Below are 19,445 nucleotides of genomic sequence, written 5' to 3' on the forward strand. Positions count from 1 at the left end.
GCGGCAGGGCACACGGCCATCTTGTGAACGACCGCGCACCCGTGTCCCGTCCTTGATTTAGAACTTGTAGCTGAGGCCGACCATATAGGTGGCACCGCTCTGGTTCTGGTTATAGAGGTAGCGGTTCTGACCCCAGAACTGCGTGTCCTTCTGATTGGTCAGGTTGATGCCGTTCAGCGTGAGCTGAACCTTCTTGCTGACATTCCAGAAGGCCGACGCATCGACATAGGTACCGGCTTCGAAGCCACGGGTGCTGGCGCTCATCACAGAGTCGTTGCGACCGCTGTACCACAGGTCACGATGGCTGAGCGAGGCGCGCGCCCCCCAAAGATCGGTTTCGTAAAACACCGTGGCGTTATAGCTGGTCTTGGAAATGCCGGTGATCTTTTCCGGGATATCCAGCGACGTATAGTTGGCCTGCATACCGAACTTATCGAAGGGCGCGGGCAGGAAGGTGAACTGCGCCTGACCGGCCAGTTCGATCCCCTTGATGCGCTGCGTGCCCTCGATATTGATCGGCATGGAGAAGTCGTTGATGATCGTATTCGCCGTCGCACCGGGGATCGAAGAGATCGGGATACCCGCCTGAGCAAAGGTCAGCGCGTTATTGTCCTTGGTGCTGTAATCGGCAGACCCGATGAAGTTCTTGACGTCCTTCTGGAACACACCGGCCGACACCAGGCCGACATTGCCGAAATAGTATTCGACGGCCAGATCGAGCGTGGTGTCCTTATAGGGCTTCAGGTTCGGATTGCCGCGCGAGGCGCTGATTTCGCCGCTCGTGTCATCCTTGAAGGCGCTGCCCTTGGCGGCCATCGACCCCATGCCCGGACGGTTCAGGTTCTGCGTGGCCGAGAAGCGCACCAGAACTTCCGGCGTCATTTCAAGCACGGTGTTCAGCGTCGGGAGGACGCCGCTATAGTTGCCGTCCACGTCGGTCGTGCCGAGATAGGCGTAGGAGTCGCCCTGAATCCAACCCGTCGAATTGGTGTCGGTCTGATAGCCGCGCAGGCCGACATTACCACGGAAACGCTTGCCCGCGATATCGCTGTCCCAATCGGCCTGCACATAGACCGAGGTGGTCTTTTCGCTGGTCGTATAGACGTTTTCGATGTCCTGAAGCGCGCCGCCGGTGCCGTCGGTGTTCGGGCCGAAGCGGTGATATTCGTTATACTTGGCAAAGGTCTTGGCGTAGTCGCCGATCAGCCACGAACCGAAGTTGTTGGTGAAGACCGTCGTGACGTCGGCCACCGGCTTGCCACGCATCTTGCTGCGGGTGCCGTTGACGTTGTCGTCATAGAACTTGTCGATGCCGTCCTGGGTGAACTCGTGATAGGCCACGCCCGCACGCAGGGTCCACACGTCCGACAGGGAGTAACGGCCATTAAAGACGGCTTCCTTCAGCTCCGAAGAGTTGTTGAAACCGCGGTAGTAGAAGGAATCGAGCGCATAGTTGGCCGGATTGGTCGTGTCCCAGCCCGGATACTGGAACGACGCCGAACGGCCGTCCGAACCGTAGTTGGCGATCAGGTTGCCCTTGGCGCGCATATAGAGCTTGTCGTCGTAAGGCGTCTTGTAGGTGGACTTCTCATAACCGATATGGCCGTCGAACGACAGGCGCTCGGAGACATCCCACTTGCCCGTCAGCACCAGCTGGTCAAAGCGGTTTTCGTTGCGCGAGCGGCGGTTTTCGCTGCCGAAGGTCATGTTCGTCACGTCGGTCATCGTGACGTAGTTGGTGCTGTCCCAGGCGATATTGTTGATCACCGAATTCGTCTGGAAGGCGGCGGGCCAGACGGTGCTGGCGGCGGTATCAAAAGCCACAGAGCCGGTCGAAGCCAGCGGGCGCGTCGCCAGGTGCAGTTCGCTGCGCTCCGTGGTGAATTGACCATGCAGGGCGTCAAGCGTCAGAAGCACGTTTTCAGCGGGCTTCCATTGCACGGCGGCCGTCAGGCCCAGACGCTCCATCTTGGCGTTCCACGAGGAGATGCGGTTGCCGTCGGCGAAATAGAGATCCCCCGACAGGAACTTGGCCTGCTGCGCGCTGCTCAGCTTGGAAATGTTGAGACCCTTGGTCACCAGACCCGCCAGGGTCGAGGCGCTGGGCTTAGAATAGTTATAGGTGTTGTGGCCCTGCTCGGTCGTTTCGCGCTTGCCGTAGGCGATCGACAGGGCGACGCCGAACTTGTCGTCCCAGTTGCGGCTGTAGAGCGCGGCGATGCGCGGCTGGGTGTCCTTGGTGTACTCGTTGGTGCCGAGCTTCACCGAAACGGCGCCCTTGGTGCCCGACGGGTAATCAAACGGCTTGCCCGTGAACAGACCGACCGTACCGGCCATGCCGCCTTCGTGCTGCGCGGCCTGATAGGTCTTTTCGACCTCGACGCGCGAGAAGAGTTCGGACGCGAAGATGTTGAAGTCAAAGGCGCGGTCGCGCGAACGCTGACCCCGGCTGTCCTGCGCCGAGTCCACATTGCCCAGCACTTCCATGCCGTTGAGCTGCACGCGGGCAAAGTCAGGCCCCAGACCGCGCAGAGAGATGCGGCGACCTTCACCGGCTTCGCGGTTGATCTGCACGCCCGGCAGGCGTTGCAGCGATTCCGCGAGGTTCAGTTCCGGGAACTTGGCCATGTCTTCGGCGACGATCACATCCTTGATGACGTTCGATTCACGCTTCAGCTTGCGCGCCTTGGTCAGCGAGCCGCGATAGCCGGTGACGACAACCGTATCAATCGTGTCGCTTTCGGCCTGACCCGCCTTCGGAGCGGTCGGGGTGGTGGTCTGCGCATAGGTCGGCGCAGCGATGAAGAACAGCGCGCCGGCGGCGGCCCCTGTCATAAGCATCTTCATAGGAATGTCTCCGTGGATGAGCGCGCCGAGCGATCGCGATGCACGGAAGATGCCCCCCGCGGCCGGCTGCGGAGGACACATTTAGCCGCGGTTTGTGACAGATGTGTATTTCGGCAGTGAAAATGTGAGTTTTTGTGAGGTTTTTGTGCAACGGTGTTGGCAAAACACGAAAAAAGCCGCGTTTTCAGGGCTTTTCCACACACGCTCGCGGCTAAATCCGCACACATGCGCCCTAGGGTAGGGCCTAGGCGATCAGGACCTCAACCTCGTTCAGCGCCGTCAGCAATTGCGGCGGCGGTGTCTGATCGGTGACGAAAATGTCGATCTGCCTGAAATCGAGCGCCTTGATGATGCCCTGCCGCTCAAACTTTGTGGAATCGACCAGAGCCACGACGCGCGAGGCCTGCGCACAGATGGCCGCCTTCAGCGAGGCTTCGGGATAGTGGAAGTCGAGCAGCCCGCGCCGCGAGTCCACCGCCCCGATGGCAAAGAAGGCGATTTCCGGCGTAAAACGATTCATAAAGGCTTCGGTGTCCGGGCCAAAGCACGACTGATAGTCATAGTCGATTTCGCCCCCGGCAAAGAACACCTTGCAGCCATTGCGGCCGGTCATTTCCCGCGCCACATCGAGCGCATTGGTAATGACGGTCAGATTGCGCGGCTTGGTCAGGGCCCGGCTCAGCCAGTAGGAGGTCGAGCCCGAGTCGATCAGAATGGTCATGCCGTCTTCGACCAGGGCCGCCGCCTTCAGCGCAATAGCCTGTTTCTTCTCGGCATTCTGGTTGCGACGCACAAGATAGGGGGCTTCGGCCGCCGTTTCCTTGAGCGTCACCCCGCCGCGCACCCGGAAGGCGAAGCCTTCCTCCTCAAGCTGACGGATGTCGCGGCGGATGGTCTCGTCGCTGACGTCGAAACGTTGCGCCAGATCGGTGATCGTGCAGGTCCGATGCACCTGAAGCAGATTGTAGATTTCGGATTGGCGGGTATCCTGAAGCATACGGCCCCGGGGGAGAATAAACATACGACGCTTCTGTTGTGTTTTGTTTTGCCGCAACCTGTCAATGGCGATGCGCGGTGCAAACAGCTTCGGGGCAAGCCTGTCCGTCGATAGAGGGCGGGCGTGACAGGCGTGTGATACGATGTGGGATTTTGTGACCTTTGTGGAAATCGGCCCGTCACAGCCCCAGCCAGTGCGGCAGATCGGCCACCGTGTCCAGCACCGCATCGGCACCGGCCGCATAAAGCGTGGTCCGGGCAGCCTCCAGCCGTCGGGTCCGTTCGGCCGCATCGAGGGCGGCGAAGGCGTCTTCGGTCAGGCCTACCTCATTGCCGCTGGCGGCGATGCCGATGGTATAGGCGCCGGCGGCCTTGCCTGCCGCGATACCGACGGGAGCATCATCGACCACCACCACCTCAGCGGCCGGCCACACGCCCAGCTCGACGAGGTTTTTCCAGATCATCAGCGGCGCGGGGCGGCCCTGCGGCGTTTCCCCGGCGCAGACGACCAGTTCGGGATCATAGCCCTGCGCCGCCGCGGCCGCCAGTATCGGGGTCATCATAGCCCGCGTATAGCCGGTGGAGGAGCCGACCCGGATACCGGCGGCGCGGAGCTGTTCAAAGGTCGCGCGCGCCCCCGGAATAAGGGTAGCCCGTGCGGTTCCCGCCGCCCGCATCAGCTGATCCAGATTGGCATAGATGCGCTCAATATCCGTATCGGTCGGCTGACGCCGCCACTTGTCCTGCCAGCGTTGCGCCACCTCAGGCTGCGCCATCAGGGCCGCGACGTGATCGCGCTTGGCCTGCCCCATAGGCAGGCGCACCTCCGCTTCGCTCACCTCTACGCCCGCAGCGGCAAAGCCCTGCTGCATGGCGATAACCGGAGCGAGAGAGCCAAAATCGACCATGGTGCCTGCCCAGTCAAAGATAACGGCCTTGGGATTTGCGGGCTTAGTGGTCATGCGAAGGGTCCTTGCCATAGAGGTCATTGAAGGTTTCTTCGGCAATGCCGAAGGATGTGGAGGCACCGGTGCCGCTGGTCACCACGACCAGCCGCACCCGTTCAGAGGGAGACAGGCGCATCAGGTCTTCCGACGCGCTGGCATAGGTGCCAAGCCAGCGCTCGGTCACCGGCGGCGGTTCGATACCCAGCACGCGCTGGAACTCTTCGAGGATCAGCGCCTCGACCGTCACGTCGTAAAAAGGTTCGGGGGCACGGCCATAGTGGTGGCTGTCGCCGACGATCAGCGAGCCATCCGCGCTCTGGGTGACGATCAGGTGCACACCCGCGTCCAGATGCGCCTTCTGCTCACGCTCAAGCACCGCGCTGAGCGCCGCGCTTTCCGGGCGCTCGGCATAGCCGCGATAGCGCACCAGCGACAGGTCGGACATGCGCGGGCAGACCAGATCAAAGCCCGGAGCCGCCAGACGCATCATATGCAACTGACTGCGCGTCACGCCCTGGCGGGCATAGAGGTCTGGATAGAGCTGAGTCAGGTCATCGCCCGGACAAACGATGACGGCGTCACTGCGCACCCGCCCCTGCGGCGTGACGACATCGGTACCGTCCACCGCAAGCGCCGCCGTCTCAAACCGGAAGGTGACGCCGTTTTGCGCCAGCCACTGCACCAGACGCGGTATGGCCGTGCGCGATTCCACCCGCAGTTCATGCGGGCTGTAGAGCGCCCCTTCAAGGGCCGGGCCAATGCCGGTATAGGTCTCACGCACCGCTTGGGGTGTCAGAAGGTGGCAGGCAGCCCCCATCTCATGCGCCGCAAAGGCTTCGAGCACCTGCATCGCTTCGGGACGCTGCGCGGTGACGAGCAGCCCGCGCTGCACGATCTCAATTCCCGCCTGCGGGGCAATGTCGGCCCAGATGTCGCGACTGCGCCGGGCCCGGCGCCAGGTGTCGGTTTCGCCCTGCCCTGTCACGGTAACAAAGCCAAAATTGCGGATGGAAGCCCCTATGGGTGCGGCCTGACGCTCGATCACCACAGGGCGCAGGCCCCGCCGCACCGCCATAAGCGCGTGCGCCAATCCGACAATCCCCGAACCGATAATGGCTATATCGTACACCCGATACTCCCCTCTGCACGCATAATTCAGATACATATAAAATCAGATTGAATAATTATATCTGATTTTGAAAGGACCACAGGCGGTCCCGACACCTTTACGATCACCGCGCTTTCAGGCTGTGCGCAAAGCGAAAGCCGCGCGCTGCCGCGTGATTTCTCTGCCCCTGCCTGCCGCGCCGCCGCCATGGCTTGCGAACCGCAGGGGCCATCTATATAATATTTTCAAATGTCGCATCCCTTTTGAACATGAATTTATTATGACAAATTCCGGGGCGCTGAGCGCCGAGATTCGCCACATCTATCTGGGCGAAGGCCACCACGCCTACGGTCTCCACCATCTGAACCAGCTTCAGCACGCTCTGCAATCGGCGACACGGGCCGAGGCGCAGGGGCTTTCGCCCGCTCTGGTTCTCGCGGCCTTACTGCACGATGTCGGGCATATGGTCCACGACCTTGGCCACGCGCCGGCCGAAGAGGGCGTCGATGACCGGCACGAAGCCTTGGGCGCGGCCTGGGCGGCCGAGCGCTTTCCCCCCGCGGTCAGCGAGCCGATCCGCTTGCACGTAGCGGCCAAGCGCTATCTCTGCGCAACCGAAGCGGGCTATCAGGCCGCGCTGTCGAAAGACTCTGTCCTTTCGCTGGCCTTACAGGGCGGGCCGATGAGCCCCGAAGAGCAGCGGGCCTTTCTGGCCCTGCCCTATGCGCAGGACGCCCTTACCCTGCGACGCATCGACGAAAAGGCGAAGGACCCTCATGCCGTGACGCCGACCCTCGATCAGTTTCTGACCAAATGCCTTGCGGCCGTCTTGGGCACGCAGGCCTCTGCGGCTCAGGCGTGAGCCAGTCTGCGCCGCACCATAATTAAAAATTCATTTTCCTATCACTCAAGCGTCGCAGAGCGCCCCTAGCAAGCCCCCATCATTCATCATGTTTTGGGGACAAAGACATGTTCAGCGCCTTTCCTCGCGCCCTGCGCGCCACGACCTCCCTGTGGCCGCTCCTCCCGGCCGCCCTGTTGCTGGCACCGGTCGCTCAGGCCCATGCGGAGGTTCAGCCCGCAACTCAGGCTCAGCCGGCCTCCGATACGACGCAGGAAATCATCGTCACCGGCACCCGTGAAAAGGGCCGCACCAAGTATGAAAGCCTGACCCCCGTCGACGTCATCTCGGCCAAGGCGGTTCAGGACGGCGCGTCGGCGGAACTGGCCGACAATCTGGCGCAGGTGATCCCGTCGCTTCAGGTGCTGAAGCTGCCGTCGTCGGATGGTTTGCAGTTCATCCGCCCGGCGCGTCTGCGCGGCCTGTCGTCGGATCAGACGCTGGTTCTCGTCAATGGCAAGCGCTTCCACCGTTCCGCCTTTCTGGGCCAGCGCGGCGCGCAAGGGGCCGATCTCAACAAGATTTCGTCCTTAAGCGTCGGTCGCGTCGAAGTGCTGCGCGACGGGGCCTCGGCTCAGTACGGCTCAGACGCCATTGCCGGTGTGATCAATATCCAGCTCGATGAGCGTCCGGGTGTCAGCGCCTATGTGCAAGGCTCGCAGTATTATGAAGGCGACGGCGAAACCGTGCGCGCCGGTCTGAAGGCTGGGACGCGCTTTGACAAGGGCTTCCTCACCGCTTCTGTGGAGTGGGCCGACGCGAAAATGACCTCGCGCAGCCATCAGCGCGCCGATGCCCTGGCCTATCAGGCGGCCAATCCGGGCGTTGTCCTGCCGAACCCGGTCCAGCACTGGGGCGCGCCGGATACCAAGAGCTACAATCTGGCACTCAACGGCGCCTATAATCTCGGCTTTGCCGAAGCCTATGGTTTTGCCACGGCGGCCAAGGGCGAAGGCATCAACGACATCAACTGGCGTATCCCGGTCGGCGGGGCCTTCACCATCACCCCCGCCTTCCCCGGCTGGGATCTGAAGTCGGTCTATCCGCTGGGCTTCACGCCGCGCGAACAGGCCAAGTATCAGGACTATCAGGCCGTGGGCGGCGTGCGCCACACCGGCGAGGTCTTCACCTGGGACCTGTCGGCCTCGCTTGGTGAAAACGAAACCAAGTTCTACCTCTATAACTCGATCAACGCCTCTCTGGGCCCGTCCTCGCCGTTCAACTTTTTCCTCGGCACCCAGACCCAGCGCGAAGTCACCCTCAATGCCGATGGCGTCTATCGCCTCGATCTGGGCCTGAGCGAGCCGGTCAATATCGCCTTCGGGGCCGAGCACCGTAAGGAAACCTATAAGGTGGGCGCCGGCGACAAGGCTTCCTACGCCGTCGGGCCGGGTGCCAAGAACGGTCTGGCCGTCGGGGCCAATGGCTTCCCCGGCTTCTCCGACCTTCAGGCCGGGGAGTGGTCGCAGGACAGCAACGCCGCCTATGTCGATGTCGAAGCCAGACTGACGCCGGAATGGACGCTGGGCGGTGCGGTGCGCTACGAAGACTTCGACAGCTTCGGCAGCACCACCAATGGCAAGGTCTCGACCCGTTACGAGTTTACGCCCTATTTCGCCGCGCGGGGCTCATGGTCCACGGGATTCCGTGCGCCGACACCGGGTCAGATCAACTCGCTGGCCGTGTCGCAGGGCCTCGACACGGTGACCCTGCAACTCTTCACCACGGGCCGCCTGTCGCCGCTCAACCCGATCGCCGTCAGCAAGGGTGCCAAGCCCCTGCAACCGGAAGAGTCGACCAACAAGAGCGCGGGCTTCGTCTGGCGCACCGATTTCGGCCTGTCGGGCTCGTTCGACATGTATCAGATCGAGGTGAGCAACCGTCTGGGTCAATCCTCTCAGATCACCCTGACCCAGGCCGAAAAGGACGCGCTGGTGGCGCAGGGCTATCCGTCGGCCGCCAGCTTCACCTCGGTCTACTGGTACACCAACGACTACAATACCCGCACCAAGGGCATCGACGTGGTGACCACCTATGTGCGTTCGCTGTGGGATGGCCGTCTGAACCTGACGCTCGCCTATAACAACAACAAGACCCTGATCACCGGCGGGACGCTCAACGCCAACCCGACCACCAAGCGCGTTTTCGAAGAAGGCCTGCCGCAGAACAACGCCACCTTCACCGGTACCTTCCGCAAGGGGGCGTTCGAATATCAGGTGCGCGCACGTCACTACGGCGGCTGGACCGACTCGACCGGCAATTCGACCGGCGACATCTTCCAGCGCTTCGGCGCGATGAACTTCGTCGATGCCTCGGTGCAGTGGGATATGACGGACAAGCTGTCACTGAAGGTTTCGGCGGAAAACCTGTTCGATGCGTACCCGGAAAAGGCCATCTTCCAGGCGTCGCGCGGTATCGAATATTCGCGTAACGCGCCTTACGATACCTACGGCGGCCAGTACTATGTGCGCCTGAACGCCAGGTTCTAGTTTTAAGATACACTATCCTTCAAGGGACGGGTTTCGCGCCCGTCCCTTTTCTGTTTTTCAGGAGCACGCCATGCATCGCCGCCACCTTCTGAGCGCCGTCGGGGCGCTGCTGCCCGCCACTGCGGCCGCGCAATCGGCACCCGCTGCGCTGACGCCACCCACAGGGGCACAGGACGAGGCGGGCTGGGCGCGGGTGGCTGAGGCCTTTCCGGCGCGACCGGAGGGGCTGATCAATCTCGAATACGGGGCCTTCGGTCAGATGCCGCGCGCCGTCGAAGCGGCCTTTGCCCGCTATACGGCGCAGGTCAATCAGGAAGGGGCGGCCTTCACGCGGCGGGGCTTTGTTCCCTACTATCTCAAACTGCGTCAGACGATCGCCACGGCCCTGAACGCCGACGCGTCCGAAATCGCGCTCACGCGCAACGCCACCGAGGCGCTCCACGCCCTGATCAGCGGTTACAACCGCCTGAAACCCGGTGATGCGGTGCTGATGGCCGACCATGATTACGATAGTATGCAGACGGCCATGCAGTGGCTGAAAACGCGGCGCGGGGTTGAGGTCGTGCGCCTCGCCCTACCCCATCCGGCCACGTATCAAAACCTGATCGACGCCTACGAACAGGCGCTGAAGACCCATCCCGCGATCCGAATGATGCTGCTCACCCATGTCGGCCACCGCAGCGGCCTGCGCCTGCCTGTGCGTGAGATCATCGCCATGGCGAAAGCGCGCGGCGTCGATGCGATTGTCGATAGCGCCCATGCCTGGGGCCAGAGCCCGGTCGATGTCCGCGCCGAAGGCTTTGAATTTGCAGGCTTCAACCTGCACAAATGGATCGGCGCACCCGTCGGCGTCGGCGCCCTGTTCATCCGCAAGGACCGGGTCGAGGCCATTGACCCCTATATGGGCGAAAACGTCAATCCGCGCGATCCGGTTTCCGCCCGCGTCCATACGGGCACGGCCAATTTCTCCGCGCAAATGGCGGCCATCGACGCCCTGGAGCTACACACGAAGCTCGGCTCCGCGACGGTCGAAGCGCGCCTGCGCAATCTGCGCGATCTGTGGGCCGAACCGGCGCGCGCCCTGAAGACGATTGACATTCTGACGCCCGCCGATCCGCGCCTGCACATCGGCATTACGTCCCTGCGCCTGAAGGCCGATCCCTCTCCCGAAGCGCATACGGCTCTGGCGAGGCGTCTGATGGAGGCGCACGGCCTCTTCACTGTGACACGCACCGGTCTTGACGGCGGGGCCTGCGTGCGCGTCACGCCGGGCTATAGCTCGACCCCTGCCGATATGGCGAAGCTGCTGAGCGCGCTGCGCGCCCTCTGATACGGCGGCCACGCGCCGCAACGTCAAGTTTTAGTGGACAGACGGATGGGCTTGAGGCCTAATCGTGCAATCGTTGGCAAGAGTGAGGGGATGACAGATGGGGCCCGATCCGCACAGTGCCGCTGCCGCTTGGCAGCACGCGCACCCGCTGACCATGGTGTTGATCTCCACCGTGATCTCACTGATCGTGGTCAGCCTGATCGTGCTGATCCGCTGGGGCGTCAGCTATAAGGCGTGGGGCTTTCATCCGGAAGGCGCAGGCGGTTTTCTGAAGGACGAATGCGTGCGCTGGGGTGCCATCCTGCTGCCCTATCTGGCGCTGTCGATCGGCTTCAAATTCTTTATCTACGACCTGCATCCGGAATGGAACCGTCCGGAAGTGTGGGCCGGATTTGTCGTAGTGGCTGTTGTGGGCCGTCGCCTGCTGGCGCGTCACCCTTTTATCAAGGCGATGGGCCGCCACATTGATCTGGCCAAACAGCAGGCCAGGGCAGCCGCAAAGGGATAAGACTCACCTGAACAGGTGCGGCACAAACCGCGACCGGTCATCGGTGATCAGATGATCGCTCTCGCGAATGCCCATGCCCACAGCCTCGCCATTGATGACCCAGCTTCCGATCAGCGCATAGCTTCCGGAGGCGGGGTCACGAAACAGATCGGCAAAGGCCTGATAGACAAAGTCATTGTCCGCATAGTGGCCGTCCGTGCGCGCCGTCGCGTTCCCGCCGTCCGGCGCGAAAACCGATACATTCTGCCCCTCACGCCCCAGTGCCGGCTTGCACACAAAGGCCCGTCCGGCCGCGCGAAACGCCGCATCACTCACGCGCGTCTCCAGAAGATAGGGGCTGTCGGGATACATTTCCCACATCCTGGCCATCAGCAGCTTGTTGGCCAGAAGCATCTTCCACGCCGGCTCAAACAGACGGATGCTGTTTTTAAGGACCGCCTGAGTCAGGGGCGCGCCGTAGTCATCGGCCAGCAGCCAGTCCCACGGGTAGAGCTTGAACAATAGACGGATGGGCCCATCGTTCTGATCGAGGAAGGTGCCGCCTTCGACCTCGCTGAAGCCGATCTGATCCATAGGAACAAAGCAGACCTCCAGTCCCGCTTCACGCGCCACACTTTCGATATAGGCCACGGTCCCCGTGTCTTCATCGTGCGGAAAGACGCAGGCCACGTGCAGCGGGGCCCCGCGTTGACGCACCCCCAGCAAGCCCGCATCACGCTCCGCCTTCAGCGTCTGCATGCGGTCAACCAGCGCGCGGTGGATGTCATTATACTGGTTCGTCGCGTCGGCCCCGGCGGTATCAGTGAGCCAGGTCCACTGCACGACCGCTCCCTCCAGCAGGCTGGTCGGCGTGTCGGCATTATATTCCAGCATCTTTGGCGGGTGTACGCCGTCATAGGCGAGGTCGATGCGGCCATAGATATCGCGCTCACGGGTCTGCCAGCTTCGCTCAATCAGCGAGATGGCCTCAGCCCCGTAGCCATATTGGGCCAGCTCACCGCTGTCGATAATGGCCCCGACCGCAGACAGGGCCATGTCGTGACAGGCCTGCGTCGCCTCATGGAGCTGCTCGATCTCCGCTTCGGTGAAGCGATAGGCTGCGCCCTCATGCCAGTAAGGCAGGCCATTGGCGGTATGCCACAGCATCCCTTCGGCTTCGACGCACGCCTGCCAGTTGGCGCGCGGCGGGACCAGACAGCGTTCCATGCGTGTTCCCGTTCGCTTAGCCGCAGCAACCGCCCCGGAAGCCCGAGGACTTGCCAAAGCCCCCGCGCGAGGACGCGCGATAGCCGGTTTGCGTCTTCGCGGAGGTGCCGCGCGCCGCATAGCCGCGCCCGGACGGGTCGCGTTCGACCTCGATAGATGAAGGCAATGCGCTGGGCGACGACACCCGATAGCCCATCGGGCGCAGGCCCCCGCCCCCATAGCTGGAGACATAGCCCTGTCTGTTGACATAGACCGGATAGCCCCCGCCGCCGCCGTCGCGCTCACGCTCGCGGTCTCTGGCATAGGGGTCCGGTGACAGACGATTCATCGCATTGGACATCATGAAACCGGCCATCAGCGGCACGAACCAGTTGCCGCCGGACGGATTGGCGCGGCTTTCGCAGTGACCCACCCCGTATTCGGCTTCGCACTGCTGTTTGGCGGTGTAGCCCGGCTGCTGCCCCTGCCATTGCCACGCCTCGGCGAACGCGGTTTCGCAGCGCTTGTCATCAGCCTCCGCCGCCTTGCACGCATCGAGCGTCTTATAGACCTTCATCTGCTCGGTCACGGGTGCCGCGTCAGAGGTCTGCGTCGCCTCCGGTGCCTCACAGCCGCTCAGCATGGCCACAGCCGAAACGGTCGTCGCCAGTGTCGCCAGCCAGCGCGCCCTGCGACGGGTGAGGCGGGCCACATAGGCGGCCCTGTAGGCTTTGGTGGAATTATACCGGGTCATGGTCCTGTCCCCTGCCTCAGTACGACAAGGCGGCGGCATTCAGCATCCCGACCACCAGACTGAGGGCCGACAGCGCCAGAGCTGCCGCGATGCCGCCCTTCTCGTTACCCGCCTCGGTCAGGCGGGCATATAAGGTCTTGCCGAAGAAACGAACCAGCAGGTGCAGGACGATCTGCGACACGATGCCGATGCCGCCCCACAGGATCATGTCGCCGGCCTCGAAGGTCGAATGGCCGACGGACTGAATCGGCAGGGCCAGAGCCAGGCTGACCGCCATGAAGTGGATGGCGACCGCGATATTGCCCTTGCGGATTTCTTCCAGCTCACGAATGGGCGTCACCCACAGATAAACCGTAATGCCCACCAGCCAGACAAGGCTCCCCGTCCCCAGGAACAGGAGATAGGCCGGCAGATTGGCCAGTGACTCGACGTTTATCACTTGCGTTCCCCCTTTTGAGCGCCTTCCGAACCGTGTGCAACGGTTTCGGAATTAAAAGCGCGACAAAACAAAAGGTTAGAGCGGAGTTTCGGTTCAATCTGAACGAAATCCGCTCTAATCCCTGCGCCGATCATAGAGGGCATTGCGCCAACTGTGAAACCCTCTTTGAGGGTGTTGCCGATTCTCCGGGGGAAACGGCCCTCCGCTTCAGGCCGCGACCTCCGTCTCCGGCGACAGGCTGTGCCAGCCCTGCGCCGTGCGGCGCATGACCGTTTCGCCCGTCTCATCCGTGGCAAACAGGTGAATCCAGCGGTTTTCAACCAGATCGCGCAGCGACGCATGGCGGCTCAGGACGCCGTCAATCGCCTCGGTGGGCGCAGAGATGACGACCGACAGTCGCAGGGCCTCGTGGCGGAAGGTCTGACCGTCGAAGACCGATTGCAGCGGCAGGCCCAGTCTCAGATCACCGCCATTGCCTTCCAGCACGCCCAGATTGCCGCCGACGACATTGTGCAGCACCTTATTGCCCGCCCCGAATACCTCCGGGGCCACGGTTGAGGCAAAATATTGCAGGTTGATCCAGCTTGCGACGATCACCGGCGCGGTCAGTATCTGCTCTAGAACGGCAAAGCCGTCATCGTTTCGCCAGTCGTAGGAATGCAGGAAGACCCGCCCGCCCAGATCCTTGCCGCGCGTCAGGTGACGCGGCGCGGCGATAAAGCCCGCACAACCCGCCAGCGCCCATTCCGGCCGCACCTGCGACGGATCGGACGCCCGACGGCGGAAGGCCTTTAAGGTCGGGGCCTCGTTCAGGGTCGGCGCGCGCAACCGCCGCATCCTCTCGCCCGCCCGCACCGTGGCGGCCTTGAAGGCCTCTGCCTCGGCGTGCAGATGCGCCGGGATCAGGGCCTCATCGAGCAGGCTAAGCTCGTCGGTCGTCGTGTTGTGGATCGCCCCGGCAAACCAGACCTCAGGGCTGAGGTCGATGCCCTTTTCGGCCCTGAGCAGACGCCGCACCTCCGGGTGATTGACCATCAGGGCCGCGGCCCGCGCATTGACCGCGCCGCTGCGCCCGCCACAGGCCCCGCAGTGCAGGCCTGCCGCGTGCGGATTGTTCAGCGACTCGCCTTCGTGGCCGACCAGCACGACCAGCTTCGCCGTCGGCTGGGTCAGTCCCGCCCCCTTCAGCAGGCCCGCCGCCATGTCGGCCTGCTGGGCAAAGGGCAGAGACAGGGTGATCTCGGTGGCCGCCCGCCGGGCCTGCGGTCCCTTGGCAAACAGGGTCGCGGCCAGAGACTGCGCCGAGGCCAGCCCGAAACTTTCGACATAGCCAAAGGCCGACGCCCCGGTGCGTTTCAGACCCTCGACGGCGCGGCTCAGCGCGGACTTTGACGAGGCCTTGCCGGGGACGGCCTCGCAAACCAGCGCGCCGGGCCGCAGCAGCGGCGGGCAGGCCGGCTGACGGCGACCGTCGGTCAGTTCCACCGCTATCGGCAGGCCGAAAAAGCCCGCAAAGCCCAGGGTTTCAATGCTCGGCCCGGCCTGTTCCAGCGCATGACGGTAGAGTTCCGAACGCACGTCGATGCAGAAGACGGCCTGCGCCACCGGGGCCGGTGCGGGCGCGGCGGGGCGGCGCAGGCTGTTGAACAGGCCCTCGCGCCAGTGGGTTTCGCGCGCTTCCAGCGGCGACACGTCGGGCAGCACCGCCTGACGCGGGGCGCAGAGCGCGCGCCGCCAGTTCAAAAGCGTTCCCTCATCCGACAGCGCGCGCGCTGACAGCACATCCCACGCCAGCCGGATGACCAGCAGGTCGCGCAGCCCCTCATCCGTGCGCCCGTCGAGCTGGGCCTCCCAGTCCCGGTGACGCATCCAGGCAGCCCAGCCGCCAACCGTGCAGATCAGCCGCTCCAGATAGGCGGTCTGCGCCTCCGCAGGCAGGTTCAGGGACGTCAGCAGAGCCTCTGCGGCCGCCACGGCGTCAGTGGGCAGGGCCGCAACCTGCGCGCGGAACCCCTTGAGGCCAAAGATTTCGGGGGCGCGGTCGTGCAGGGCTTCGGCACGCCAAGCGGCAAAGGGCGTTTCGCCCTGCCACGGATTGCCCCAGACGGCCTGCCCCTGATCGTAGAAGCCCGCCGCCCACTGCGAAATCCGCCCCGTCACGAAATCGCTCAGCGGCTTATTCAGCGCCTTGCCGAAGGCATCGCTCAGGGTTTCGACCGGCGACGGCAGGGCCGGATCGGGGAGCAGGTGTGCACCGTGGCTGCGGGCGACATCGAGCGCGGCTTGCGCAAAATCGACGCCGCTGCGGGCCATGAAGGGGTTGACGGCAACAAAGCTTCTGAGCGGCCATTGCGGCGACACGCGGCGCACAATCGCCTTTAACCGCGTGTCCAGTTCCTGTTCCGTCGTAGGAAAGAGCGACGTAAAAGCGTTCATGGCTGGGCACTCCGGTTAAGCCAGGTATTGATGTAGAAGCCGCTTTTCAGATGGACATAGAGGGCCGTGACCGGCGGCCAGCGCGGCGCGCTCAAGGCCAGCCACTGCCCAAGGCACAGGATCACCATGCCCGCGACGGTCACGCTGGCCAGAAGCGGCGAGACGTTTACAGAGGTCTCACCCAGAAGCCGCTCGATCACCCCGTGACCCAGAAGGGCCAGCGTCACCATGCCCGCCGTGACGACGGTCAGGATCAGCGGGCGGCGCGCCTCAAGCACGGTGACAACCCCCATGGCGGCCAGAAGCGTAACGAGCAGGCTGGCCGACAGGGTGCCGGTAGCCAGAAGCGTCAGGCTAAGACCGGCAAGGGCAGCCAGCGGCAGGAGGGCGGCAACCGAGCGCTCCTGAACTGGCCGCTTGTCGCTCAGGGTGCCGGCGCTGAGGAAGGCATTGGCCTTGTAGGCGGCGTGGGCAAGGATGTGGAACAGGGCGGCCCCGAAAGCCCCCAGCGCGCATTGCAGCAGCATGAAGCCCATCTGCGCTACGGTGGACCAGGCCAGTGCCGCCTTGACGCTGTTTTGCGCCATCATGGCCAGCGAGCCCACGATGATCGAGCCCAGAGCCAGCAGAACCAGAAGCCCTTGCGCGAGGGGGCTCTGCATCAGCACGTCCGAAAAGCGCAGGAGGAGGACGCCGCCGGCATTGACCACACCGGCGTGCAGAAGCGCCGAGACCGGCGTCGGCGTCTCCATCACCTCGATCAGCCAGCCGTGCACCGGGAACTGCGCCGATTTTAGAACGGCCGCGACGACCAGCAGAAGGGCGGCCACAGTGACATCAAAGGGGGTCGCGCCCGGCAGGCGCGCGGCGATGTCGGCCATGTCGAGGCTGCCGCTTATGCGGTAGAGGCAGAAAAAGGCCAGCGCCAGAGCCGCGTCGCTGAGGCGCGCCAGAAGGAACTTCTTGTGGGCCGCCAGCCTGGCCGCCGGGCGGTCCGGATAGAAGACCAGCAGCTTGTGCAGGGTGAGCGACATAGCCACCCAGCCGAGCGCAAAGGTCAGAAGGTTTGCCGACAGCACAAAGAGGATCACGGTGGCGAGCGTCAGGTGCAGCCCGCCCAGAAAGGCGTCCTGCCGCGCATCGCCATCGAGATAGTTCTGCGAAAAGCGCAATACCGCCCCGCCGACCAGCGTCACCATGGCCACCAGTGCAGCGCCCGTGGCATCGAACCGCAGGCCGAACCATTGGGGGGCCGGATGGGCGTTCCCGCTGATCAATACGACAGCGAGATAAATAAGTGCGATCAGCCCGACGACAAACCCGATCAGGGACAGGCCGGTGGACAGACGGCGCAGGGTCGGCAGGCCGACGGCCCGCACACCGAGCGCCCCCAAAGCCATATGCAGCACGGCGAGGATAAGGCAGAGACCGAGACAAACCCCGGCAAGTAGCGCAACAGACATGGTGAAAACTCCCGTTCGCTTGCTGATACGGGGTGACAACCAATATAAAAAATTCAAAGATTGAATTGTTTTGTTCTATAATTTAGAACAAAGCCATGGCCAGCCTGAATTTCAAACACCTGCGCTATTTCTGGGCCGTGGCCCACGAAGGGCATCTGACGCGCGCCGCCGAAGCCTGTAATGTATCGCAATCGGCCCTGTCTGTGCAGATTCAGGCGCTTGAGGCGCAGTTGGGTCACGCCCTGTTTGAACGACGCGGGCGGCAGATGGTCCTGACCGAAGCCGGGCGAGTGGCGCTCGGCTATGCCGATACGATTTTTGCGGCTGGCGATGAGCTGATCGGCACGCTGGAAAACCGCGGGCGCGCCCGGCAGGTTCTGCGCATTGGCGCCCTGGCCACGCTGTCGCGCAATTTTCAGATGCAGTTCCTGACGCCTCTGATGGCGCGCACGGATGTCGATATCGTCCTTCGCTCAGGGGCTCTGAGCGAGCTTCTGGAGGGGCTTCAGGCCCTTGAGCTGGATGTGGTTCTGGCCAATATGGCACCGGTGCGCGACCGGCTTAATCCCCTGATTTCACATCGCATTGCTGACCAGACGGTGAGCCTGATCGGGCCACCGCAGCGGATGCGCGACGGGGCGAGCCTGAGCGATTATTTAAGCGAGGCCCCCCTCATCCTGCCCGGCCATTCGAGCAGTATTCGCGCCGGTTTCGACGCCATGATCAACCGGCTGAATATCCGTCCGGTCATTGCGGCAGAAATCGACGACATGGCCATGATGCGCCTTCTGGCCCGCGAAGGGTTTGGTCTGGCCATCGTGCCGCCCATCGTGGTGCGCGACGAATTACAAAGCGGTCTTCTGGCGGAATTTGCCGCCCTGCCGGACCTGCGCGAAACCTTTTATGCGGTAACGGTTGAGCGGCGTTTTCCGAACCCGTTACTGGCCGCGCTTATCTAACATCGCGCCCACATAACAACCTTTCCGTTAAATCCGAAATCGGCATCGCGACGTATCTCTGGCACATCGCAAGATGGAACGTGCGTTTTAGACAGATCCCCCGCCGCCTTCGCCGGTTCCGTTGAGCCGTCGCCAGGCGCTCGTCTTTTGCCACGCCTCATCGCTATCCGCAGAGGGGCTTCCCTTTGCGGCATGAGGCCCTAACCAACGGAAATCACATGAAAACGATTCAACTCAGCCTTATGGCCACCTCTGCCCTCGCCGCCCTGTCGCTGGCCTCTGTGGCGCAGGCCGGACCCGTCGAGGCCGGTCGCTGGGCCGTCAGCGGTTCTATCGGCACCGAAGTGCCTGTCTCCGGCGACGTCCATGGCGGCACCACAACCGGAGAGATTCCTCTGGCTGCCCTCGCTTCTCTGCGCGACGCCGGGGCACCGGCCCTGCCCTCGGCCCTGACCGCCACAGGCAATGCCGGACAGTTGCGCATTCAGTCGCGCGGCTTCGACGATATTTACGACAACGCCACCGCGCTGAATCTCGAAGCCACCTACGGCATCGGCGGCGGCCGTGAGGTCTTCGGCAACTTCGACTATGTGAAGGCCGATGAGGGCACGACGCAGGTCGGCACCGCCGCCGTCGTCAACGGCACGAACACCGTGGCCGAAGTGGCGGTCTATGGCCGTTTTGGCGAGTACAAGGGTATGGGCGTCTCGGTCGGTGTGCGCCAGTGGTTCAACGAAGGCGGCACCTTCGAGCCCTATATCGCCGGGCGCATCGGGGCCAGCAAGATCGACGAAATCCGCGCCACCTTCACCGTCCCCGACCTGACCATCAATCAGTCCCTGCGCGACGTCCCCTTTTATGACGACACGACGGTCCTGACCGCCGGGTTCGAAGCGGGTGTCAGCTACAAAATGTCGGAAAACGTGTCACTGATCGCGGAGACGGGCCTGCGCTACTACGGCAAGCTTGACGGTAACGACAGCGCCATCGGCGGTCTGGGCCTCGCCTCGATCAACGAAGAGGGTAGCCGTCTCGTCGTGCCCGTGACGCTGAAACTACGCGCCGTGTTCTAAGCCCGGCGTC

The 19,445-nt window shown here is 63.3% G+C and carries 15 protein-coding genes; 6 read left to right on the top strand and 9 right to left on the bottom strand.

Going from position 1 to position 19,445, the window contains the following annotated elements; translation table 11 throughout:
• Positions 1-57: 57 nt before the first annotated feature.
• From AACH73_RS18145 to AACH73_RS18160, 4 genes are all read right to left on the bottom strand, one after another.
• Positions 58-2,847 carry a TonB-dependent receptor gene (locus AACH73_RS18145; RefSeq protein WP_338736419.1) on the bottom strand — a complete coding sequence of 930 codons (2,790 nt, stop codon included), beginning with the start codon at positions 2,845-2,847 and terminating at the stop codon, positions 58-60.
• 244 nt (positions 2,848-3,091) lie between these two features.
• The gene (locus tag AACH73_RS18150; RefSeq protein ID WP_338736420.1) at positions 3,092-3,868 is read right to left on the bottom strand and encodes a DeoR/GlpR family DNA-binding transcription regulator; all 777 of its coding nucleotides are present in this window, start codon (positions 3,866-3,868) and stop codon (positions 3,092-3,094) included.
• A gap of 154 nt (positions 3,869-4,022) precedes the next feature.
• Positions 4,023-4,805 (bottom strand): phosphonoacetaldehyde hydrolase, encoded by a 783-nt coding sequence (gene phnX, locus AACH73_RS18155; RefSeq protein WP_272741101.1) that lies wholly within the window; start codon positions 4,803-4,805, stop codon positions 4,023-4,025.
• The gene (locus AACH73_RS18160) at positions 4,795-5,919 is read right to left on the bottom strand and encodes a TIGR03364 family FAD-dependent oxidoreductase (RefSeq protein WP_338736421.1); all 1,125 of its coding nucleotides are present in this window, start codon (positions 5,917-5,919) and stop codon (positions 4,795-4,797) included. The genes phnX and AACH73_RS18160 overlap by 11 nt, the downstream gene beginning before the upstream one ends.
• Before the next feature lie 259 nt (positions 5,920-6,178).
• Between AACH73_RS18160 and AACH73_RS18165 the strand changes: the two genes are divergently transcribed.
• From AACH73_RS18165 to AACH73_RS18180, 4 genes are all read left to right on the top strand, one after another.
• Complete coding sequence (locus AACH73_RS18165; protein ID WP_338736422.1) at positions 6,179-6,760, top strand: HD domain-containing protein; 582 nt, start codon at positions 6,179-6,181, stop codon at positions 6,758-6,760.
• 107 nt (positions 6,761-6,867) lie between these two features.
• The gene (locus tag AACH73_RS18170; RefSeq protein ID WP_338736423.1) at positions 6,868-9,288 is read left to right on the top strand and encodes a TonB-dependent receptor; all 2,421 of its coding nucleotides are present in this window, start codon (positions 6,868-6,870) and stop codon (positions 9,286-9,288) included.
• Positions 9,289-9,358: 70 nt separating this feature from the next.
• Positions 9,359-10,618, top strand: coding sequence for an aminotransferase class V-fold PLP-dependent enzyme (locus tag AACH73_RS18175; RefSeq protein ID WP_338736424.1), 1,260 nt, complete (start codon positions 9,359-9,361; stop codon positions 10,616-10,618).
• A gap of 97 nt (positions 10,619-10,715) precedes the next feature.
• Positions 10,716-11,126, top strand: coding sequence for a hypothetical protein (locus AACH73_RS18180; protein WP_338736425.1), 411 nt, complete (start codon positions 10,716-10,718; stop codon positions 11,124-11,126).
• A gap of 3 nt (positions 11,127-11,129) precedes the next feature.
• On the opposite strand, the gene AACH73_RS18185 is transcribed toward AACH73_RS18180, so the two are convergent.
• The 5 genes from AACH73_RS18185 to AACH73_RS18205 all read right to left on the bottom strand — a co-directional run bounded on the left by AACH73_RS18185 (position 11,130) and on the right by AACH73_RS18205 (position 17,403).
• The gene (locus AACH73_RS18185) at positions 11,130-12,332 is read right to left on the bottom strand and encodes a glutathionylspermidine synthase family protein (protein WP_338736426.1); all 1,203 of its coding nucleotides are present in this window, start codon (positions 12,330-12,332) and stop codon (positions 11,130-11,132) included.
• Between the two features lie 16 nt (positions 12,333-12,348).
• Entirely contained in the window at positions 12,349-13,065 is a 717-nt protein-coding gene (locus AACH73_RS18190) for a DUF1190 domain-containing protein (protein ID WP_272741109.1), read from the bottom strand.
• A gap of 16 nt (positions 13,066-13,081) precedes the next feature.
• The gene (locus AACH73_RS18195; protein ID WP_338736427.1) at positions 13,082-13,504 is read right to left on the bottom strand and encodes a DUF350 domain-containing protein; all 423 of its coding nucleotides are present in this window, start codon (positions 13,502-13,504) and stop codon (positions 13,082-13,084) included.
• Positions 13,505-13,711: 207 nt separating this feature from the next.
• Positions 13,712-15,940: a DUF2309 domain-containing protein gene (locus AACH73_RS18200; protein WP_338736428.1), complete on the bottom strand. Its 2,229-nt coding sequence runs from the start codon at positions 15,938-15,940 to the stop codon at positions 13,712-13,714.
• Positions 15,937-17,403, bottom strand: a complete 1,467-nt coding sequence (locus tag AACH73_RS18205) for a proton-conducting transporter membrane subunit (protein WP_338736429.1) — start codon at positions 17,401-17,403, stop codon at positions 15,937-15,939. Before AACH73_RS18205 ends, AACH73_RS18200 begins: the two co-directional genes overlap by 4 nt.
• 95 nt (positions 17,404-17,498) lie before the next feature.
• Between AACH73_RS18205 and AACH73_RS18210 the strand changes: the two genes are divergently transcribed.
• Positions 17,499-18,362 (top strand): LysR family transcriptional regulator, encoded by an 864-nt coding sequence (locus AACH73_RS18210; protein ID WP_338736430.1) that lies wholly within the window; start codon positions 17,499-17,501, stop codon positions 18,360-18,362.
• Positions 18,363-18,580: 218 nt separating this feature from the next.
• Positions 18,581-19,435: a hypothetical protein gene (locus AACH73_RS18215; protein ID WP_338736431.1), complete on the top strand. Its 855-nt coding sequence runs from the start codon at positions 18,581-18,583 to the stop codon at positions 19,433-19,435.
• Positions 19,436-19,445: the final 10 nt, after the last annotated feature.

This window comes from Asticcacaulis sp. DW145 (assembly GCF_037101385.1).
GTDB classification, from domain to species: Bacteria; Pseudomonadota; Alphaproteobacteria; order Caulobacterales; family Caulobacteraceae; genus Asticcacaulis; species Asticcacaulis currens.